The sequence below is a fragment of the Magnetospirillum fulvum MGU-K5 genome, assembly GCF_000442515.1.
Classification (GTDB): domain Bacteria; phylum Pseudomonadota; class Alphaproteobacteria; order Rhodospirillales; family Magnetospirillaceae; genus Phaeospirillum; species Phaeospirillum fulvum_B.
This window is the reverse complement of the sequence record NZ_AQPH01000008.1, coordinates 32,048-50,234: the sequence shown is the minus strand read 5'-3', so window position 1 is coordinate 50,234 and position 18,187 is coordinate 32,048. Positions and strand designations below refer to the sequence as shown.

The following is an 18,187-nucleotide window of genomic DNA, read 5'->3' as shown; positions in this document are numbered from 1 at the left end:
CGATGAGTCATGAAGTCGACATCGTCCGCGCCGTTGCCGATCTGCGCAGCCGGGTCCGCTATTGGCGCGCCCAGGGTCTGGGCGTCGCGCTGGTGCCGACGATGGGGGCGCTGCATCGGGGCCATCTCAGCCTGATCGCTCAGGCGCTGGAGACGGCCGACCGGGTGGTGGCCTCGATTTTCGTCAATCCGATCCAGTTCGGTCCGGGCGAGGATTTCTCGCGCTATCCCCGCCAGGAGGCCGAGGACGCAGCTTTGTTGTCCAAGGCCGGTTGCCATCTGCTGTTCGCCCCCCAGGTCACCGAGATGTATCCCGAGGGGTTCTCGACCCAGGTGCGCGTCTCGGGCCTGTCCGAAGGGCTGTGCGGTGCCGCTCGCCCCGGCCATTTCGATGGGGTCTCGACGGTGGTGTCCAAGCTGCTGCTTCAGGTCCAGCCCGACGTCGCCCTGTTCGGGGAAAAGGATTATCAGCAATTGGCGGTGATCCGCCGGATGGTGCGCGATCTTGATTTCCCGGTGTCGGTGATGGGAGTCGAGATCGTCCGCGAAGAGGACGGGCTGGCGCTGTCGTCGCGCAACGCCTATCTCACCGCCGAGCAGCGCGCGATCGCTCCGGCGCTGTACCGCACCTTGAGCGCGACCGCCGAAACGCTGCGGACCTCGCGGAGTCCGGCGTCGGAGGCGTGCGCCGCCGCCGCCCGCTCGCTGGTGGAGGCGGGATTCGATTCGGTCGATTACATCGAATTGCGCGATGCCGAGACCCTGGCTTCGGTCGAGTTTCCCTCCCGCCCGTCGCGGCTGCTGGCCGCCGCCCGGCTGGGGGCAACTCGTCTGATCGACAATGTGGCGCTGATCCCGGCGGCTTAACCGAAATCCGGCGGAGCGGTCGTCCTGACCCTCCGCCGGTTTATGTTACCAGACCAGACGCGGCAGCGCGGCCTTGGGCCGGTCGCCATGGCGGCGGATCAGGGCGTCGAGCCGGGCCGGATCGGGCCGCTCGCCCCAGGCGATGCCCAGTTCCTCGGCATGGATTCCGCCGGTCACCAGCACCGAAGCGATCCCGGCATTGCGGGCACCGCGAATATCGGTGTGCAGCGCGTCGCCGATGGCGAGAACGCGCGAGCGGTCGGCGATGCCCAGCCGCTCCAGCGCGGTATCGTAGATCGCCGGATCGGGCTTACCGCGCTCGATCACCACGCCGCCCAGCGAGCGATAGACATCGGCCAACGCTCCGGCGCAGGCGATCCGCTTGCCCTGGCGGATCACTTCGCGGTCGGGATTAGCGCAGATCATCGGCAGGGCGCGGGCGCGGGCGACGGTCAGGATCGGGCGGTAATCGGCCGCACTTTCCGCCAGATCGACCGGCCCGGTATTGAGGACGAAATCGGCCTCGCCCAGTTCGACCGCCTCGTACTCGAGATCGTCAAAGACATTGCGGTCGCGCTCCGGCCCCAGGTGATAAAGCCGCCGTCCCAGCCGGTCAAAGCCGGGCTCAACCCGCCGCTCCAGCGCCTGATGCACCGCGTCGCCCGATGACAGCGCCTCGTCATAGAGGGCGCGCTCGATCCCCATCGCCGACAATTGGGCGATCAGGGCGGCAGAGCGGCGGGGCGCGTTCGACAGCAGCAGCGAGCGCTTGCCCGCGCGGCGCAAGGCGGTCAGGCAGTCGGCGACGTCGGGATAGGCGACGACGCCGTCATGGATCACCCCCCACAGATCGAGGATGACACCGTCATAGCCTTCGACCAGCTCCGATAATCCGGCGGCAAACGTGGTGGTCATGACGGCTTGCTGTCGCGCAGATCGGCACCGACCGCCTCGGAGATCGAGGAGAAGCCGTCGCGGGTGAGCAGATCGACCATTTCATGCTTGATGTGGGTGACCAGACCGGGACCGCCATAAACCAGGGCGGAATAAAGCTGAACCAGCGAGGCCCCGGCGCGAATCTTGGCATAGGCCTCCGAGCCCGAGGCGATGCCGCCGACGCCGATGATCGGCAGCTTGCCGTGGGTCAGCTCGTACATCCGCCGCACCATCGCCGTCGAGGAGGCGAACAGCGGCGCGCCGGACAGGCCGCCGGTTTCCGACGCCTGGGGCGAGCGCAGCGAGTCGGGCCGGGCGACGGAGGTGTTCGAAACGATCAGTCCGTCCAAATCCCCGGCCAGAGCGACGGCGGCGATGTCGGACAGATCTTCCCAGGCGAGATCGGGGGCGATTTTCAGCAGCAGCGGCGGGGCCGCCTTCGGCATCGCGCGGATCAGCGCGGCGCGGGTGCGGCGGACCAGGGATTCAAGCTGGTCGCGCCCCTGAAGCGCCCGCAGGCCGGGGGTATTGGGCGACGACACGTTGATGACCAGATAATCGGACAGCGGGGCCAGCCGCGCCGCGCCTTTTTCGTAATCGGCGGCGGCGTCCTCGGTGGTTTTGTTCTTGCCCAGATTGGCCCCGACCAGACCGCCGCGGCTGCGGCGCGCGGCCAGACGGGTGGCCACCGCTTCAACCCCCTGGTTGTTAAAGCCCATCCGGTTGATAATCGCCGCATCGGCGGTCAGCCGGAACAGGCGCGGGCGCGGATTGCCGGGCTGCGGCAGCGGCGTCACCGATCCGACCTCGACAAAGCCGAAGCCCTGGGCCAGCATGGCATCGGGCACTTCGGCGTTTTTGTCGAAGCCTGCCGCCAGGCCCACCGGGTTGGGGAACGACCGTCCCCACAAGCGAACGGCGAGGGCCGGCGGATCATAGGAGGGCTGGGCCGGAACCAGACCGGCCTGGAGCAGGCGCAGGGTCAGACCGTGGGCGGTTTCAGGGTCGAGCAGGCGAAGCAGAGGGCCGGCCAGGCGGAAAAGATCGGGCATAGGGGTTCCTCGTACGGCGGGCGGCGCGTAACGGCGGCGGACCATAGCCGATGGCGCGGACAAAGGCCAGACGTCCCGCGCACGGGGCGTGGCTGGGGCCTCTGTCTCGCAAAGGGCGTTTTCTGGCAAATCAAGGGCCTCGAGATAAGCGTCTAGTGCGATTGCCCTATGTCCATGCGCGTTTTTTGTGGCGGAGGCCACACAGGTTTGCGACGATGTAACGGGGAGGACGGGTGTGACGACGACCGAAAGACTGACGGTGAAGGTGAAATGAAGATTCTTATCGCCGATGACCACGAATTATTTCGCGACGGGTTGCGGCATGTTCTCAGCCAGTTCGAAGGGCCGCCGACCGTAATCGAGGCCAGCGACTTTCCTCAGGCAATTGATGCCGCCGAACGCGAGTCCGATATCGGCATCGTTCTGCTCGACCTTGCCATGCCGGGGATGAGCTGGGGTGACGGTCTGGCCAAGCTGCGCGAAGTGCTGCCGGCCGATGTGCCGGTGATCGTCCTGTCCGCGTCCGACGACCGTCGTCACGTTCTTCAGGCGGTCAACATGGGTGCTGCCGGGTTCATCCCGAAAACCTCGTCCAGCCGGGTGATGCTCTCGGCGTTGAAGCTGGTCCTGTCGGGGGGCGTCTATCTGCCGCCCGCTCTGCTCGACCAGGGGCCGACGGGCAGCGATGCCGCCGGATTGCCGGTTGCCGGGGAATCCGCTTTGGCGGCTCTGACCCCGCGTCAGCGCGAGGTGCTGGCCTTGCTCGGCCAGGGCAAGTCGAACAAGGAAATCGCCCGCGTGCTCGAACTGGCCGAAGGGACGGTCAAGTTGCACGTCACCGCGATTCTAAAGGCGCTGAACGTCAATAACCGGACCCGCGCGGTGGTGGCGGCGTCCCATCTGGGCCTGAACGGTCCCGATCTCAACACCTGAACGTCCGGAGTCCGATGCCGAGAACCGCATCGGACTCGACCGCTTTATGCCGGGGGCTCGGTCTGACCCCGGCGGCGGTGGATGTTGAGGCCGATCTCGTCGAGAAAAGCCTGCTCCTTGCGCTCGCGCTCCTCGGTGGCGCGGCGCGTCCGCTCGCGTTCGGTGATTTCAAAGGTTTTGAGCTGGTTGAAGGCTTCGGACAATTCGTCCTCGGCGCGGACGATCTCGGCCCGAATCTGGGCCAGCATCGAATCGAACTGGGCGCGGCGGTCGAGCCAGAAGCGGGCATAGGCGCCGTAGACAAAGCCGATCCCGGTGGCATCCTCGGCGGCGGCGCGCTGTTCCGTGATCAACTGCGCCTCGGCGGCGGCGATGTCGGCCAGAATCTCGTCCTCGCGGGCCTGAAGCGCGGTGAGGACGCGGCGCTTGTCATCGACCGCCCATTTTGACAGCCGGATCAGGGTGGCCAGTCCTTTGGCGGCCATGGTCTAACGCCGTCCCATGCCGTCGCCGGTGAACGGCATCTCCAGCACTTCGGCCAGCCGGGCATAGCATTCGGGGAGGGTGGTGGCGTCGCTTTTGAGCTGCGACAGGAAGGTCTCGATCAGCGGGTAATAATGGATCGCCTCGTCCACCGCCGGATCGGTGCCGCGCCGATAGGCGCCCAGCCGGATCAGTTCGGCCATGTCCTCATAGGTGGCGAGCAGCGAGCGGGCGCGGCGGACCAGGGCGTTTTCCTCGTCATTGTTGCAGGCGGGCATTGTCCGCGACACGCTGCGCAGGATGTTGACGGCGGGATAGCGGCCACGGTCGGCAATCGAGCGGTCGAGCACGATATGGCCGTCCAGAATACCGCGCACCGCATCGGCAATCGGCTCGTTATGATCGTCGGCATCGACCAGCACGGTAAACAGCCCGGTGATCGAGCCTTGGCCCGCGCCGGGACCGGCCCGTTCCAGCAGCCGGGGCAATTCGGCGAACACGGTGGGGGTATAGCCTTTCGAGGCCGGAGGCTCGCCCGCCGACAGCGAAATCTCGCGCTGGGCCATCGCGAAGCGGGTGACCGAATCCATCATGCACAGCACGTTCAGCCCCTGGTCACGGAAATGCTCGGCGACAGTCAGGGTGACATAAGCGGCCTGGCGGCGCATCAGCGGGCTTTCGTCCGAGGTCGAAACCACCACCACGGCGCGTTTCAGTCCCTCGACCCCCAGATCGTCCTCGATGAATTCGCGGGCCTCGCGGCCGCGTTCGCCGATCAGCCCGATTACCGAGACGTCGGCCGAGGTGTTGCGCGCCATCATCGACAACAGCGAGGATTTGCCGACGCCCGATCCGGCGAAGATGCCCATTCGCTGGCCCCGGCAGCAGGTCAGGAAGGTGTTGACCGCCCGCACCCCCAGATCGATCTTGCCCGCGACGCGGGCGCGGGAATGAGCCGGAGGCGGCGGGGTGCGGATCAGTCGGGCGGTGTCGCCGCTGGGCAGCGGCCCCAAGCCGTCGACCGGCTCGCCAAAGCCGTTGATGACCCGGCCCAGCCAGCCATTATCGGGAAAGATCACCGGGTCGGAATCCTGGACCTCGGTGCGGCAGCCGAGACCGATTCCTTCGATCGCCGAGAACGGCATCAACAGGGCGCGGCCCTGGCGGAACCCGATCACTTCGCACACCACTCGTCGCCCGTCGCGGGCGATCACGGCGCAGCGATCGCCGACCGACAAGGTGCGCTGGATGCCGCCCGCTTCGAGCAGCAGACCTTGCACCCCGGAGACGCGGCCATAGACCTGGATCGCCGGCACCCGCTCGATGTCGTTGATCAGATTGCGGACCAGGAATTTCACCGTCTGCATCCCCATATGTGAAGCGGTGCCACGTCGACTTGGCACGAACTAGTCAGGATAAGCCGTTCAGGTTAAAATATGGTGGAAGTCGACACCACCAAGGTCGGGGACCGTTCCATGAGAGTTCTTGTTGTCGAGGACGATCCGCTGATGTCGCGCACCATCGAAACGATGCTGCGGTCCGAGGGTATGGTCGTCGATGTCACCGCCCTGGGCGAGGACGGGCTGGAGATCGGCAAGCTCTACGAATACGACATCATTCTGCTCGATCTGATGCTGCCCGACATGGATGGGTACGAGGTGCTGCGCCGCCTGCGCGCCTCGAAGATCGAGACCCCGGTGCTGATCCTGTCGGGGATGACCGATCCCGACAAGAAGATCAAGGGACTGGGCTCGGGGGCCGACGATTACCTGACCAAGCCGTTTGATCGGGGCGAACTCGTCGCGCGCATCCAGGCGATTGTCCGCCGCTCTAATGGTCATGCCCAATCGGTGATCGTCACCGGGCGGCTGTCGGTCAATCTCGATGCCCGCACCGTCGCGGTCGGGGGCGAGCCGCTGCATCTGACCGCCAAGGAATATGGCATTCTGGAATTGCTGTCGTTGCGCAAGGGCCAGACTCTGACCAAGGAACAGTTCCTCAACCACCTGTATGGCGGGATCGACGAACCGGAACTGAAGATCATCGACGTCTTCATCTGCAAGCTGCGCAAGAAGCTGGCGATCGCCACCGGGGGCAGTTCGTGCATCGAAACGGTGTGGGGGCGGGGCTATGTCCTGCGCGATCCCGATGCGCCCCGGATCGAGATCGATCCGCCTCGGCGCGGCCGCGCGCCCCAGCATTCCTAGCCGCGCCCATTCGATTCCCCCGCCGGTCGAGGCCGGGGAGAGGATGGGTGATCTAGACCGTCACGTCTTAGCGAGAGCGGACCCGACCGTATTGGACGAAGTCGGTCCAGGTGCGTTCCAGCCGCTGCAAGGTGTTCAGCGTCAGGGAAAGCTGGTCCGGTCCCTGGGTGTCTGAATCGAGCGTCGTCGCCAATTCGTCCTGAAGCGTGCGGATCGCCGCGCACAGGGCCAGTCCCTTGTCGGTCAGGCGCAGGCGGACCGAGCGACGGTCATGGGGCGACCGTTCCTGAGTCAGGTAGCCGCTTTCGGTCAGCGCCTTGATGTTATAGGAGACGTTGGAACCGTGATAATAACCGCGATCCTTCAGGTCGCGGATCACGACTTCGTTGTCGCCGATGTTGTAGAGCAGCAACGCCTGAACGGCATTGATATCCTCAATGCCGAGGCGACGAAGTTCGGTCCGCAGCACATCGAGAAAATGCCGGTGAAGACGTTCGATCAGGCGGACGGTGTCGAGATATGTTTGAGTCACGGGGAGGGACTATAAGGTGTTCTGCGAAAAGCGACAACTGCCGATTCCCGTCGGTGTGCGACCGCCTGCGCCGGGGCTATTGCGTCTCGTGACAGGGTGCGCGATCCGGGATAGGGTAACGCGCTTTGGGAGTTTGGGAAGCGCGTGATGTCGGCAAACCGGGAAGACCTTGGCCGCACCAGCGATGTCTATGTGGCGTTTGCGTTTGCCGCGGCTGACGTTCTGGTCGAGATCGACGACCAGGGCGAGGTACTGTTTGCCGTCGGTGCGGCGATGGCCCTGATCGGGCGCGGTGCCCGTGGGTTGGTCGGCCAGCCGCTCCGCCCGATCATCCATCCCTCGGATTTAGCCACCTTCGACCGCGCCATCGCCCAGATGAGACTGGGCGAGCGGGTGCGCAACGCGCTGGTGCGGGTGCTGCGCCCCGACGGCCGGACGGTCGATCTGACCCTGTCGGGCTATCGCAGCCCCAGCGATCCCGGGCACATCCTGCTGGCGCTGGGGCATCCGGGCGGGCTGCCCGCGGCGGCGAACCGGGTGGCGGCGACCCAATTGCTTGATCGCGAGAGTTTCCAGGCGATGGCGACTCAGCTGATCGAAGCCGCCGATCCCGACGAACCCTATAAATTGTCGCTGGTCGAACTGCCCGATCTGCCCGCGTTGCATTCCGAGGCGGGGGGCGGGGGGTTATCCGCCGCGTTTGCCGCCGAATTGGGAAGCCGACTGAAAACGCTGTCGCTGGGCGGCGACGCGGTCGGTCAACTCGACGATACCCGGTTCGGGGTGTTGCATGCCGCGTCGGTTTCGGCCGACGCGATCAACGATTCGATTGCGCGGGCGGCACAATCGACCTTGCCCGACGCCCCGCCGATCGCGGCCCAGGTCGCCACCCTGGTGCTCGACGTTGCCGATATTCCGCCGGAAGAGGCGGCGCGCGCCCTGACCTACACCTTGAACCGCTTTGCCCGCGAGGCCCAGAGCGGCGGCGATCTCGCCAGCCTGATGAAGGACATCCAGCCCCGTCTGTCCGAAACGGTGCGGCAGATGAACGATGTCCGCGAGACGGTCGAGAGCGGCAGCTTTGATCTGGTGTTCCAGCCGATTGTCGATCTGTGGACCAACAGCGTTCATCATTTTGAAGCGCTGGTCCGGTTCAAGGGCAATGATTCCCTGTCCCCTTATGAGACGGTCGCGTTCGCCGAAGATGTCGGGATGGTCGGGATGCTGGATATCGCCCTGCTGGAACGGGCGATCGAGATGATGCGTTCGCCGGTCGCCAACACCGACTCGTTGCGGTTCGCGGTCAATCTGTCGGGACGGTCGCTATCTGACCCGGCGGTGGTGCGGCGGCTGCGCGAGATTCTGGTCTCCACCGGCGATCTGCGCAAACGTCTGGCGTTCGAGATGACCGAATCTGCCGAGATTCTCGATCTGAAGGCGGTTAACGAGGTGATCCAGGGCATCCGCCAATTGGGCCACGAGGTCAGTATCGACGATTTCGGCGCGGGCAACGCCGCGTTCCACTATCTGCGGGCGCTGAAGGTCGATAACGTCAAAATCGACGGCAGCTATATCAAGGACGCGATGCGCAACAACGAGGACGTTTCGTTCATCAAGGCGATTGTCCAGTTGTGCACCGACCTTGGCGTCACCACCACCGCCGAATATGTCGAAGATCAGGAAACCGCCAATCTGCTGCGCCTGCTGAAGGTGCGCTATGGTCAGGGGTGGTATTTCGGCAAGCCGCAACGCCCAGCCAGTGACGATATCCGCACCGCCTGGAAGACTCCGACGCTGGAATGGCGTAAGGGGCTATTATATTTCAAAAGCGGAGCGGGTTCCCCGTCATGAGCTCTTCCCCCATTCTGCACGGCGATATTCCCGCCGAAACCTGGCTTGATCGTCGTCTGCCTGCCTCGTGGCGGCCCTATAGCCGTCTGATGCGGCTTGATCGTCCGATCGGCACCTGGCTGCTGCTGTTCCCCTGCTGGTGGAGCGCGGCGATGGCCGCCGAGGGCTGGCCCAATCTCTGGCTGTTCGCGTTGTTCGCGGTCGGCGCGGTGGTGATGCGGGGGGCGGGCTGTACCGTCAATGACTGGGCCGATCGCGATTTCGACGGCAAGGTTGCCCGCACCGCCGCCCGGCCGATTCCGTCGGGTGCGGTCAGCCCGCGTCAGGCCCTGTTGTTCCTGGTCGCCCAATTGCTGGTCGGGCTGCTGGTTCTGCTGCAACTGAACTGGTTCGCGATCGGGGTGGGCGCTGCCTCGCTGCTGCTGGTGTTTCCCTATCCCTTCATGAAGCGGATCACCTACTGGCCCCAGGCGTGGCTGGGTCTGACCTTCAATTGGGGGGCGTTGGTCGGCTGGGCGGCGGTGCGGGGCGATCTGACCCTCGCCCCGGTGCTGCTTTATATCGCGGGCGTGTTCTGGACGCTGGGTTACGACACCATCTACGCCCACCAGGACAAGGAAGACGATATCCTGATCGGGGTCAAATCGACCGCCCTGGCGTTGGCCGAAAACACCGTCACCGCGTTATGGATCTTTTACGGTCTGGCGCTGATCCTGATCGCCGCCGCCGGGTGGAGCGCCGGGCTCTCCTGGCCGTTCTGGCCGTTGCTGGCGGTCGCCGCAATGCATCTGGCGTGGCAGGCTCTGCGGGTCGATATCAACGATTCATCCGACTGCCTCGCCAAATTCAAGTCGAACCGCCATTTCGGCTGGCTGCTGTTGTTGGCGATTGTCGTCGGCCGGGTGTGGTGAGCCGGGGCGGGAGGGGCCGTTTTCCGCTCCGGTTCCCTCCCGCCCCGCCGCCTGAGGACGCCCCCGCCAATAATTCTCTTAATTGCGGGATCGTCCGTTGAGGGCTCGGCGGCGATATAGGCGCGCGCCCCGCGACATGCGATACTCTGCCGATGAGAAACACCCCCACGATCCGACCCCAGTCCATGCCTGAGATCCGCGACCGCTGGCGGGCAGAGGCCGCGTGACGGCTTCGCCTCCGGCCGACCCCGCCGCGTTCATCCGCGCTCATACCGTTCCGGCCAGCCCCCCGGCCTGCCCGGAGATCAGCCTGTGGAGCGCCACCGAAATCACCCCGATTTGGGAAGCCACCGAAGCGTGGCTGGAGGCCCACGGCGTACCGCCACCTTATTGGGCGTTCTGCTGGGCGGGTGGTCAGGCGCTGACCCGCTGGATTCTCGACAATCCCGCCGAGGTGGCCGGGCTGCGGGTGCTTGATTTCGCCGCCGGATCGGGGGTGACCGCGATCGCCGCCGCGATGCGCGGGGCGGCGCGGGTCGAGGCCGCCGAAATTGATCCGCTCGCGTCTGCCGCGATCGCGCTGAATGCCGACCTGAACGGCGTCGAGATCGAGTTGATCGAAGGCGATGTCGTCGGCGCGCCGTGCCGGTGGGATCTGGTCGTCGCGGGCGACGTCTGCTACGAAGCGCCGATGACCGCCCATATCTGGCCGTGGTTGAAAAGCCTTGCCGCCAGTGGCGCCAGGGTTGTTCTGGCCGATCCCGGACGGGCCTATCTGCCCCGCACCGGATTGCGCCGTATCGCTGACTACAGCGTTGTCACCAGCCTTGAACTGGAAGACCGCAGCCAGCGCGAGGTATCAATCTATACTCTGGCGGGATGAACCCCGGGAGCCCTTCTCCGCCGCTGCCTTTTCCGCTATTCTCCCCGGCGATCATGGACGAATAGGTCGTCCATCGGGGCAACATTTGGTTTCGGGGGATACGAGATGTCTGAGTCTGAGGGTACCGGACGCGAATTGCAGAGCGTGAGCCAGGAGCCCGCCCTGCCGGCTGAAAAGACGATCAATCTCGCTCAGAGCGATGTGCTTGACCTCACCGGTCTCGACGAGACGCAGATCTCCGAGATCAAGCAGCAGCAGGCCGAAGGGATCGTCGCCGTCCAGGTCAAGGCCGCCGAGAAGAAGCTGGATGTGACCGCTCTCGACGCCGCGCTGACCTCCTTCACCGAGCAGACCGCCCGCGCGGTCGAAGCTGGCACCCATGCCACGATCCAGCATTCCCAGACCAGCTCGATCGGCAAGACCGAGGTGGTGATCGGCAACACCGAACGCGCCGCGTCCGGCAAGGTGTCGTCGAGCAGCGACAGCCTTCAGAACAACAGCCTGACCATTCTTGGCGTCATCGGCATCGTCATCATCCTGCTGGCGGTGTTTGCCAAGGGCGGTTGAGCCTGACGCGCCCAGGTGCGATGTCCCGTTTTTCGGCGATGCCCGCCGGTCTCTGACCGGATCGGGCTTTGCCATTGGGGGGCTGAAAAAGCTGGACAGAACAAGCGGGAGGGGACCCCCCTCCCGCTTTTGTTTTGCTGATATGCCGTGCCGACGCGGGGATTCTACGGCTCTACCTTGAAATTACCCCCTCTGATCTACCACATAAGGTGAGGTTATTTTTTGATCTCCGTCATGTGGCATAGTCAGGGGGTAGGCATGAAACATTCAACGATAGCCCTTCTCGCGGTCATGCTGGCCGGTCTGGCCAGTCCGGCGCTGGCGGCGGGAGAAAAGGGCACCGCCGACGAAGCCATCGCGATGACCCGCAAGGCGACGGCGTTTCTGGCCAAGGAAGGGCCCGAGACTGCCTTCGCCGCGTTCACCGGCAAAGACCCGCGCTTCGTCGATCATGATCTTTACGTCATCGTCTATGACCGCGAGGGAAAATGTCTGGCGCATGGAGCCAATCCCAAGCTGGTCGGCAAGGATCTGATCGAGAACCAGGATACCGACGGAAAATTCTATATCCGTGATCGGGTCGAGGCGGCCAAGACCAAGGCTTCGTTCTGGCAGGATTACAAATTCACTAACCCGACGACCAAAAAGGTCGAGCCCAAATCGACCTATTGCGAGACTACGGCAGATAAAATCGTCTGTGTCGGAATCTATAAATAGACCAAAGCCGTAGGGTGTCGGGAGGCTGCGATGCGTTGGGTCAATGACATGGGCATTCGGGTCAAGGTATCGCTGGCTCCCGCGTTTATCGGACTGGTGCTGATCGCGCTGTCGATCAACGGCGTGGTGGCGTTGAGCGAGGTGCTCGATCAGGTCGAGGCCGATCGTCAGGTCGAGGAAAAAGCGTCGCGGATCGACGAATTCACTCTGGGCCTGCTCGGGGTCAAATCGTCGCTGTACCGGCTGGTTGCGATCGCCTCGAACGAAACCGACGAGGCCAAGGTGTTGCGGATGGCGCAAGAGGCGGTCGCGTCCCTGGACGGGCAGACCAAGCTGTTGGAGCAATTGCGCCAGATTTCTCTCGAACTGGGGGTCGATGGCGCGCTGATCGACGAGGCGGTGAAGCGTGAACTCGCCTTTTTGAAATCGGCCCGTGTCGTCGCCGATATGGTCGAATCCGATGTCGGCACTGCGCTGACGATGATGGGGCCGACCGATCGCGCCTCGGCTTTGGCCGAACAAAGCCTGAAGGCACTTAACGATTCGATCGATCGCGCCCGTGCCGACATCAAGGCTAAGGGGGCGCGCTCAATGGAGGCCGAGCGCCGTACCTTCGTGATATTGGCAGTGGTGGCGGTGCTGGTCGGAGCCGTGATGTCGCTGCTGCTGTCGATGCGAATCGTCGGGCCGATCCACGCCCTGACCCAATCGATGGGGCGGCTGGCCCAGCGCGATTACAGCTTTGAAATTCCGTCGCGCGATCAGAAGGACGAGGTTGGTCAGATGGCCCGTGCCGTCGACGTGTTTCGCGACGGGATGATTCGGGCCGACAGTGCCGCCGCCGAAGCCGACGCCTCACGTCAACGGCGCGAAGATCGCGTCCGTGCCATCGAGGCTCTGACCGGCACGTTTGACCGCGAGGTCGGTTCGGCGCTGGGCGTGGTGGAAAACGCTGTTGGTGCTTTGCAGACGACCGCCCGCGAGATGGCCACCAATGCCGATCAGACCAGCCAGCAAGCCGAAATCGTCGCCGCCGCGACGACCCAGGCCTCGGGCAGCGTCCAGACCGTCGCGTCCGCCGCCGAGGAGCTCTCCTCCTCGATTGCCGAGATCGCTCGTCAGGTCGAGCAATCCTCGCGGATCGCCGGGACCGCCTCGGCCGAGGCGGAACAGACCGATTCGACCGTCCGGGGGCTGTCCGACAGTTCGGCGCGGATCGGCACCGTGGTCGAGCTGATCAGCGATATCGCCTCGCAGACCAACCTTCTTGCCCTCAATGCCACCATCGAGGCGGCGCGGGCGGGCGAGGCGGGCAAGGGCTTTGCCGTGGTCGCCAACGAGGTCAAGCACCTCGCCAACCAGACGGCGCGGGCAACCGAGGAGATTTCGACCCAGATCGGTGCGGTGCAAAGCGCCACCGACCGGGTGGTTGCCGATATCGCCAGCATCGTGACCCGGATTCAGGAAATCAACGCCATCGCCGGTGCGATTGCCGCCGCTGTCGAGCAGCAATCGGCTGCCACCGCCGAAATCGCCCGCAACATTCAGCAGGCGGCGGTGGGGACCGGGCAGGTCTCGGAAACGATCTGTCGCGTCACCCAGGCTGCCGCCGAGACCGGGCAGGCTTCGACCCAGGTGTTGAATTCAGCCGGGTCGCTGATCAGCGAAGCCGGTCATTTGAAGAGCCTGGTCGAGGGGTTTGTCCTCGAAATGAGGGCTGTTCGTTAATAATGTGCGTTTGGTGCGAACGCGGGCTTGATTCGTCCGGGCCGATTTGCTATTCCCCTGTCTCCCCGACGGCACAGTCCGAAGGGAGCCAGGGTTTGCGGCCATGGCGGAATTGGTAGACGCGCAAGCTTGAGGTGCTTGTGGGGTAACTCCCGTGGAAGTTCGAGTCTTCTTGGCCGCACCACCTTACGACCCCAGGCCCGCCGGCATCCCCCGGCGGGCCTTGTCGTTTCCGGCGGACCCTTTGCGCGGAGGCGCTGTTGACCCCCGACGAAATCCTTGCCCGAGTGCTCTATCGCGATCAGGACGTGATCGTGCTCGACAAGCCGGCCGGGCTGGCGGTCCATGCCGGTCCGGGGACAACCGATCATCTTGAGCTTTATCTCGACCCGCTGCGCTTTGGCTGGAGTCAGAACCCGCGTCTGGCTCACCGGCTCGACCGCGACACCTCGGGCTGCCTGATCCTTGGCCGCCATGACAAGGCGCTGAAGCGGCTGGGGCGGATGTTCGAGACCCACCGCATCGAAAAAGTCTATTGGTCGGTCTGCCTGGGCGCGCCGCCGCAAATGCGTGGCCGGATCGAGGCTCCGTTGCTGAAAGTGTCCGAGCCGGGGCGGGGCTGGCGGGTTCGGGTTGATCCCGCCGGGCAACGCGCGGTGACGGACTGGGTGGTGCTGGGGCAGGGCGGCGGCCTGTGCTGGGTCGAGTGGCGGCCGCGCACCGGGCGCACCCACCAGATTCGCGCCCACGCCGCCCATCTCGGCTGTCCCCTGCTGGGCGATGCGGTTCACGGCCCCGATCCGGCCCCGTCGGCTCCGCTGCACCTGCATTCGCGGGCGGTGACGATTCCACCGCTGGCTCCGTCGCGGTCTTTCATTGAAGCCGAGGCAATGCCGCCGATTGCGTTGCAATCTGCACTGGAGCTATGCGGAGCGAAAGTAACGACCGTACCTTGACACATGCTCACGGCGGGCGGACTCTTCTCTTCTTATTGGGGGGGAGGAACGAGACATGGCTTATTTCGATCATATCCTTGCGTGTAATAGACACGACCTGTCGCGGTTTCGCCCCTTTGTGGTCGATGGCATTGTGGTTGGCCGCGTTCGTCATGACGTTGCCCATCGGCTGGCGCAATATCCCGAAGTGTTTCGCGTCACCCGTGACGCGGTGTCGCTGCATCCCCTGCTGTCGAGCCCGGACGACCGGACCGAGGCGGTTGGCGCGGTCGCTGCCGACCTGAATCGCGAATGGGGCACGCCTGCCCTGCGGGGCGAGATGTATCGGGTGGTGCCCCAGTTCGGTGCGGTGCCGGTGATGAGCGTCGATCGCGGCGTGGTCAGCCTGTTCGGCGTTCGGGCCTTTGGGGTTCATGTCAACGGCTTCGTCCGCGGCGCCGAGGCGGACTCGCTGTGGGTCGGTCGTCGCGCCGCCAACAAGACCGTCGCGCCGGGGGCGCTTGACAACATGGTGGCCGGAGGCCAGCCGTCCGGGCTGACCCTGTCCGAGAATCTGCTGAAGGAGGCGGCCGAGGAAGCCGATATCCCCGCCGCTTTGGCCGCCACCGCCCGCCCGGTCGGGGCGATCGCCTATTGCCTGGAAGACGAGTGGGGTCTGAAGCCCGACGTGATGTATTGCTTCGACCTGGAGGTCCCGGCCGATTTCGTGCCCCGCAATACCGATGGCGAGATCGAGGATTTCACCCTGATCCCGGTGGCCGAGGTCGCCCGTCTGGTCCGCGATACCAACCAGTTCAAGTTCAACGTCAATCTGGTCATCATCGATTTCCTGATCCGCCACGGTTATCTGTCGCCCGACACCGAACCGGCTTATCTCGATCTGATCGCCGGGTTGCGTCGCGGCATCGGGTGACCGTCGGCCGCCCGATGATGCGGAGGGTTCGCCGATGCGTTTGCCGCTGCGTCTGTGCGTCGTCATCGGGCTTGGCGCGGCGTTGACCGGGGCCGAGGATGCCGCGCCGCAGGCGTCGGCGTCCGCCGTCCCATCGGATTGGTCGTTTTCCCATCGCGCCGCGTCAGGCCGGGGGGCCGCGTTCGCCCCGCTTTGGTCCGGTGTCGAGCCGGACGAGACCGAATCCGAGGATTCAAGCTGTCCCGACTGGCGGGTGCGCCAATAGAGCCGCGTGGGACCGGGTGGATTATTTATTTTCCCCTATCTCGTCGCATGGGTATTTTTACTTAACGTCACGGCTCAATCGACCTTTGGTTGCGCGCTTTCACCATCGAAAGCGAACATTGCGAAGGCTGCTTCGGCCCGTTGCCACCGGCTGTGTTCCGCGCGAGGGGGCCTATTCTTGTGCGGTGCGGTAAGAACGGGTGGGTGTTCTTTCCCTCATTCGGGTTGATTTTCCGGCCCAAAGTCATTGCTCCAGAGCCGTCGCGGGTCTATGGTCGCACCTCTTTACGCGGCGGTGGCACGGCGTTTGGCTGCCACATCAAGTCATGGAGACGGGATCAGATGAGCGGACCAGGGATTCCCAGCGGATTGACGACGAATACCAAGTTGCTGGGGTGGATTGAAGAGATGGCGCTTTTGTGCCGTCCCGACAGTATTCACATCTGCGACGGCTCTCAGGCCGAGTATGACGCCCTGTGTGCGAAAATGGTCGCAAGCGGAACGATGATCCGACTCAATCCGGATCTGCGCCCCAACAGTTACCTGTCCCGTTCCGATCCCCGAGACGTCGCCCGTGTCGAGGACCGAACTTTTATCTGCTCCTTGAACCGTAACGATGCCGGTCCGACCAACAATTGGGTCGATCCGAAGGAAATGAAGGCCCGGATGCGGCCGCTGTATGACGGTTGTATGCAGGGCCGCACCATGTATGTGGTGCCGTTCTCGATGGGGCCGCTCGGTTCCAGCATCGCTCATATCGGCGTCGAGATCACCGACAGCCCCTATGTCGCCACCAACATGCGGATCATGACCCGCATGGGTAAGAAGGTGCTCGACCTGCTCGGCACCGATGGCGAGTTCGTCCGGTGCCTCCACTCGGTCGGTCAGCCGCTGAGCCCCGGTCAGGCCGATGTGCCGTGGCCGTGCAACCCGGAAAACATCCACATCACCCACTTCCCCGAAGAGCGCCAGATCTGGTCGTTCGGTTCGGGCTACGGCGGCAACGCCCTGCTGGGCAAGAAGTGCTTTGCGCTGCGTATCGCCTCGGTGATGGCGCGCGACGAAGGCTGGCTGGCCGAGCACATGCTGATCGTCGGCGTCGAGAATCCCGAGGGTGAGAAGACCTATGTCGCCGCCGCCTTCCCGTCGGCGTGTGGCAAGACCAACTTCGCGATGTTGGTTCCGCCGAAGGGCTTCGACGGTTGGAAGATCTGGACCGTCGGTGACGATATCGCCTGGATCAAGCCGGGTGCCGATGGCCGCTTCCACGCCATCAACCCCGAAGCTGGTTTCTTCGGCGTTGCTCCCGGCACCGGTGCCAAGACCAACCCGAGCGCCATCGCCGCCTGCGCCAGCAACTCGATCTTCACCAATGTCGGTCTGACCGACGATGGCGACGTGTGGTGGGAAGGTCTGACCGACGAAGCCCCGGCCCATCTGATCGATTGGCGCGGCAACGATTGGACCCCGGCCAGCGAAACCCCGGCGGCCCATCCCAACGCCCGCTTCACCGCTCCGGTCAGCCAGTGCCCGAGCGTCGATCCCGAATGGGAGAATCCGGCCGGTGTGCCGATCTCGGCCTTCATCGTCGGTGGCCGTCTGTCGAAGAACGCCCCGCTGGTGACCCAGGCCTTCAATTGGGCCCATGGCGTCTATCTCGGCGCGACGATGGGGTCCGAAGCGACCGCCGCCGCCGTCGGCCAGGCCGCCATCCGCCGCGATCCCTTCGCGATGCTGCCGTTCTGCGGCTACAACATGGCCGATTACTTCAACCATTGGCTCAACATGGGCCGTGCGGTGAAGAACCCGCCGCCGATCTTCCGCGTCAATTGGTTCCGCAAGGGTGCCGACGGCAAGTTCATGTGGCCGGGCTATGGCGAGAACATGCGCGTCCTGAAGTGGATCGTCGATCGCGTCCATGGTCGCGCCCGTGCCGTCGAATGCCCGATCGGTCTGGTGCCGACCTATCAGGACATCGAATGGTCTGGCCTCAAATACTCGCAGGCGACCTTCAAGGAACTGATGCGGATCGACCGCGAAGCCGGTGTCGCCGACGCCCGCAGCCAGGAAGATCTGTTCGACAAGTTCCTGGACCGCGTGCCGAAGGAGATGCTGTTCGAGCGTGAGATGCTGAAGTCTCGCCTGTGGCGCGCTCCGGCGGTGTGGGAACTGGCCAGCGAGGTCGAGTAACCCGGCCACGAGGCCATAGAATCGAAAGAGGGGGTCGGAAGCCGTGGTTTCCGGCCCCCTTTTTTCTGTCGGGGGGACGATCACGCCGATTCCGGTCGCGGGGACGGCGGTAGGGGTTTGCGCCGGGGATGGGCGTCCCAATATAAGATCGAGGTATCGGACACAGGCGATCGCCGCCTGTCCGCCCCATCCTTTGGC

At 64.5% G+C, this 18,187-nt stretch carries 18 protein-coding genes and 1 tRNA gene; 14 read left to right on the top strand and 5 right to left on the bottom strand.

Annotated features, from left to right (window positions below; all coding sequences use genetic code 11):
• Positions 1 to 2: 2 nt before the first annotated feature.
• The gene (panC, locus tag K678_RS03780; RefSeq protein WP_021131135.1) at positions 3 to 866 is read left to right on the top strand and encodes a pantoate--beta-alanine ligase; all 864 of its coding nucleotides are present in this window, start codon (positions 3 to 5) and stop codon (positions 864 to 866) included.
• 45 nt (positions 867 to 911) lie between these two features.
• On the opposite strand, the gene K678_RS03775 is transcribed toward panC, so the two are convergent.
• Together K678_RS03775 and K678_RS03770 are read right to left on the bottom strand one after the other, a co-directional pair.
• A complete protein-coding gene (locus K678_RS03775) occupies positions 912 to 1,781 on the bottom strand; it encodes a TIGR01459 family HAD-type hydrolase (protein ID WP_021131134.1) in 870 nt (289 codons plus the stop codon).
• Entirely contained in the window at positions 1,778 to 2,854 is a 1,077-nt protein-coding gene (locus tag K678_RS03770; RefSeq protein ID WP_021131133.1) for a quinone-dependent dihydroorotate dehydrogenase, read from the bottom strand. The genes K678_RS03775 and K678_RS03770 overlap by 4 nt, the downstream gene beginning before the upstream one ends.
• Positions 2,855 to 3,124: 270 nt before the next feature.
• On the opposite strand from K678_RS03770, the gene K678_RS03765 reads away from it, so the two are divergent.
• A complete protein-coding gene (locus tag K678_RS03765; protein ID WP_021131132.1) occupies positions 3,125 to 3,787 on the top strand; it encodes a response regulator in 663 nt (220 codons plus the stop codon).
• A 44-nt stretch (positions 3,788 to 3,831) separates the two neighbouring features.
• Here the strand turns inward: K678_RS03765 and K678_RS03760 are convergent, their stop codons facing one another.
• Together K678_RS03760 and fliI are read right to left on the bottom strand one after the other, a co-directional pair.
• Entirely contained in the window at positions 3,832 to 4,272 is a 441-nt protein-coding gene (locus tag K678_RS03760) for a hypothetical protein (RefSeq protein ID WP_021131131.1), read from the bottom strand.
• A 3-nt stretch (positions 4,273 to 4,275) separates the two neighbouring features.
• Positions 4,276 to 5,637 (bottom strand): flagellar protein export ATPase FliI, encoded by a 1,362-nt coding sequence (gene fliI / locus K678_RS03755; RefSeq protein WP_155804441.1) that lies wholly within the window; start codon positions 5,635 to 5,637, stop codon positions 4,276 to 4,278.
• A gap of 108 nt (positions 5,638 to 5,745) precedes the next feature.
• On the opposite strand from fliI, the gene ctrA reads away from it, so the two are divergent.
• Positions 5,746 to 6,477: a response regulator transcription factor CtrA gene (ctrA, locus tag K678_RS03750; protein WP_039851995.1), complete on the top strand. Its 732-nt coding sequence runs from the start codon at positions 5,746 to 5,748 to the stop codon at positions 6,475 to 6,477.
• Between the two features lie 67 nt (positions 6,478 to 6,544).
• On the opposite strand, the gene K678_RS03745 is transcribed toward ctrA, so the two are convergent.
• Positions 6,545 to 7,009 (bottom strand): MarR family winged helix-turn-helix transcriptional regulator, encoded by a 465-nt coding sequence (locus K678_RS03745; RefSeq protein WP_021131128.1) that lies wholly within the window; start codon positions 7,007 to 7,009, stop codon positions 6,545 to 6,547.
• A gap of 147 nt (positions 7,010 to 7,156) precedes the next feature.
• Between K678_RS03745 and K678_RS03740 the strand changes: the two genes are divergently transcribed.
• The 11 genes from K678_RS03740 (at position 7,157) to K678_RS03690 (ending at position 17,989) form a co-directional block, all read left to right on the top strand.
• Positions 7,157 to 8,860: an EAL domain-containing protein gene (locus K678_RS03740; RefSeq protein WP_021131127.1), complete on the top strand. Its 1,704-nt coding sequence runs from the start codon at positions 7,157 to 7,159 to the stop codon at positions 8,858 to 8,860.
• A complete protein-coding gene (gene ubiA, locus K678_RS03735; RefSeq protein ID WP_021131126.1) occupies positions 8,857 to 9,771 on the top strand; it encodes a 4-hydroxybenzoate octaprenyltransferase in 915 nt (304 codons plus the stop codon). The genes K678_RS03740 and ubiA overlap by 4 nt, the downstream gene beginning before the upstream one ends.
• 223 nt (positions 9,772 to 9,994) lie before the next feature.
• Positions 9,995 to 10,654 (top strand): class I SAM-dependent methyltransferase, encoded by a 660-nt coding sequence (locus K678_RS03730; RefSeq protein WP_021131125.1) that lies wholly within the window; start codon positions 9,995 to 9,997, stop codon positions 10,652 to 10,654.
• Positions 10,655 to 10,759: 105 nt separating this feature from the next.
• Positions 10,760 to 11,221, top strand: coding sequence for a hypothetical protein (locus K678_RS03725; RefSeq protein WP_021131124.1), 462 nt, complete (start codon positions 10,760 to 10,762; stop codon positions 11,219 to 11,221).
• Between the two features lie 258 nt (positions 11,222 to 11,479).
• Positions 11,480 to 11,938 carry a cache domain-containing protein gene (locus K678_RS03720; protein WP_039851981.1) on the top strand — a complete coding sequence of 153 codons (459 nt, stop codon included), beginning with the start codon at positions 11,480 to 11,482 and terminating at the stop codon, positions 11,936 to 11,938.
• Between the two features lie 30 nt (positions 11,939 to 11,968).
• Positions 11,969 to 13,666, top strand: coding sequence for a methyl-accepting chemotaxis protein (locus K678_RS19685; RefSeq protein ID WP_021131122.1), 1,698 nt, complete (start codon positions 11,969 to 11,971; stop codon positions 13,664 to 13,666).
• Between the two features lie 97 nt (positions 13,667 to 13,763).
• Positions 13,764 to 13,850 (top strand) — tRNA-Leu (locus K678_RS03710).
• A 76-nt stretch (positions 13,851 to 13,926) separates the two neighbouring features.
• The gene (locus K678_RS03705; RefSeq protein ID WP_021131121.1) at positions 13,927 to 14,622 is read left to right on the top strand and encodes an RluA family pseudouridine synthase; all 696 of its coding nucleotides are present in this window, start codon (positions 13,927 to 13,929) and stop codon (positions 14,620 to 14,622) included.
• A gap of 55 nt (positions 14,623 to 14,677) precedes the next feature.
• On the top strand, positions 14,678 to 15,535 hold the full coding sequence (locus tag K678_RS03700; protein ID WP_021131120.1) for a DUF4743 domain-containing protein: 858 nt from the start codon (positions 14,678 to 14,680) through the stop codon (positions 15,533 to 15,535).
• A gap of 34 nt (positions 15,536 to 15,569) precedes the next feature.
• Positions 15,570 to 15,800, top strand: coding sequence for a hypothetical protein (locus tag K678_RS03695; protein ID WP_021131119.1), 231 nt, complete (start codon positions 15,570 to 15,572; stop codon positions 15,798 to 15,800).
• 341 nt (positions 15,801 to 16,141) lie between these two features.
• Positions 16,142 to 17,989 (top strand): phosphoenolpyruvate carboxykinase (GTP), encoded by a 1,848-nt coding sequence (locus tag K678_RS03690; RefSeq protein ID WP_039851980.1) that lies wholly within the window; start codon positions 16,142 to 16,144, stop codon positions 17,987 to 17,989.
• Positions 17,990 to 18,187: the final 198 nt, after the last annotated feature.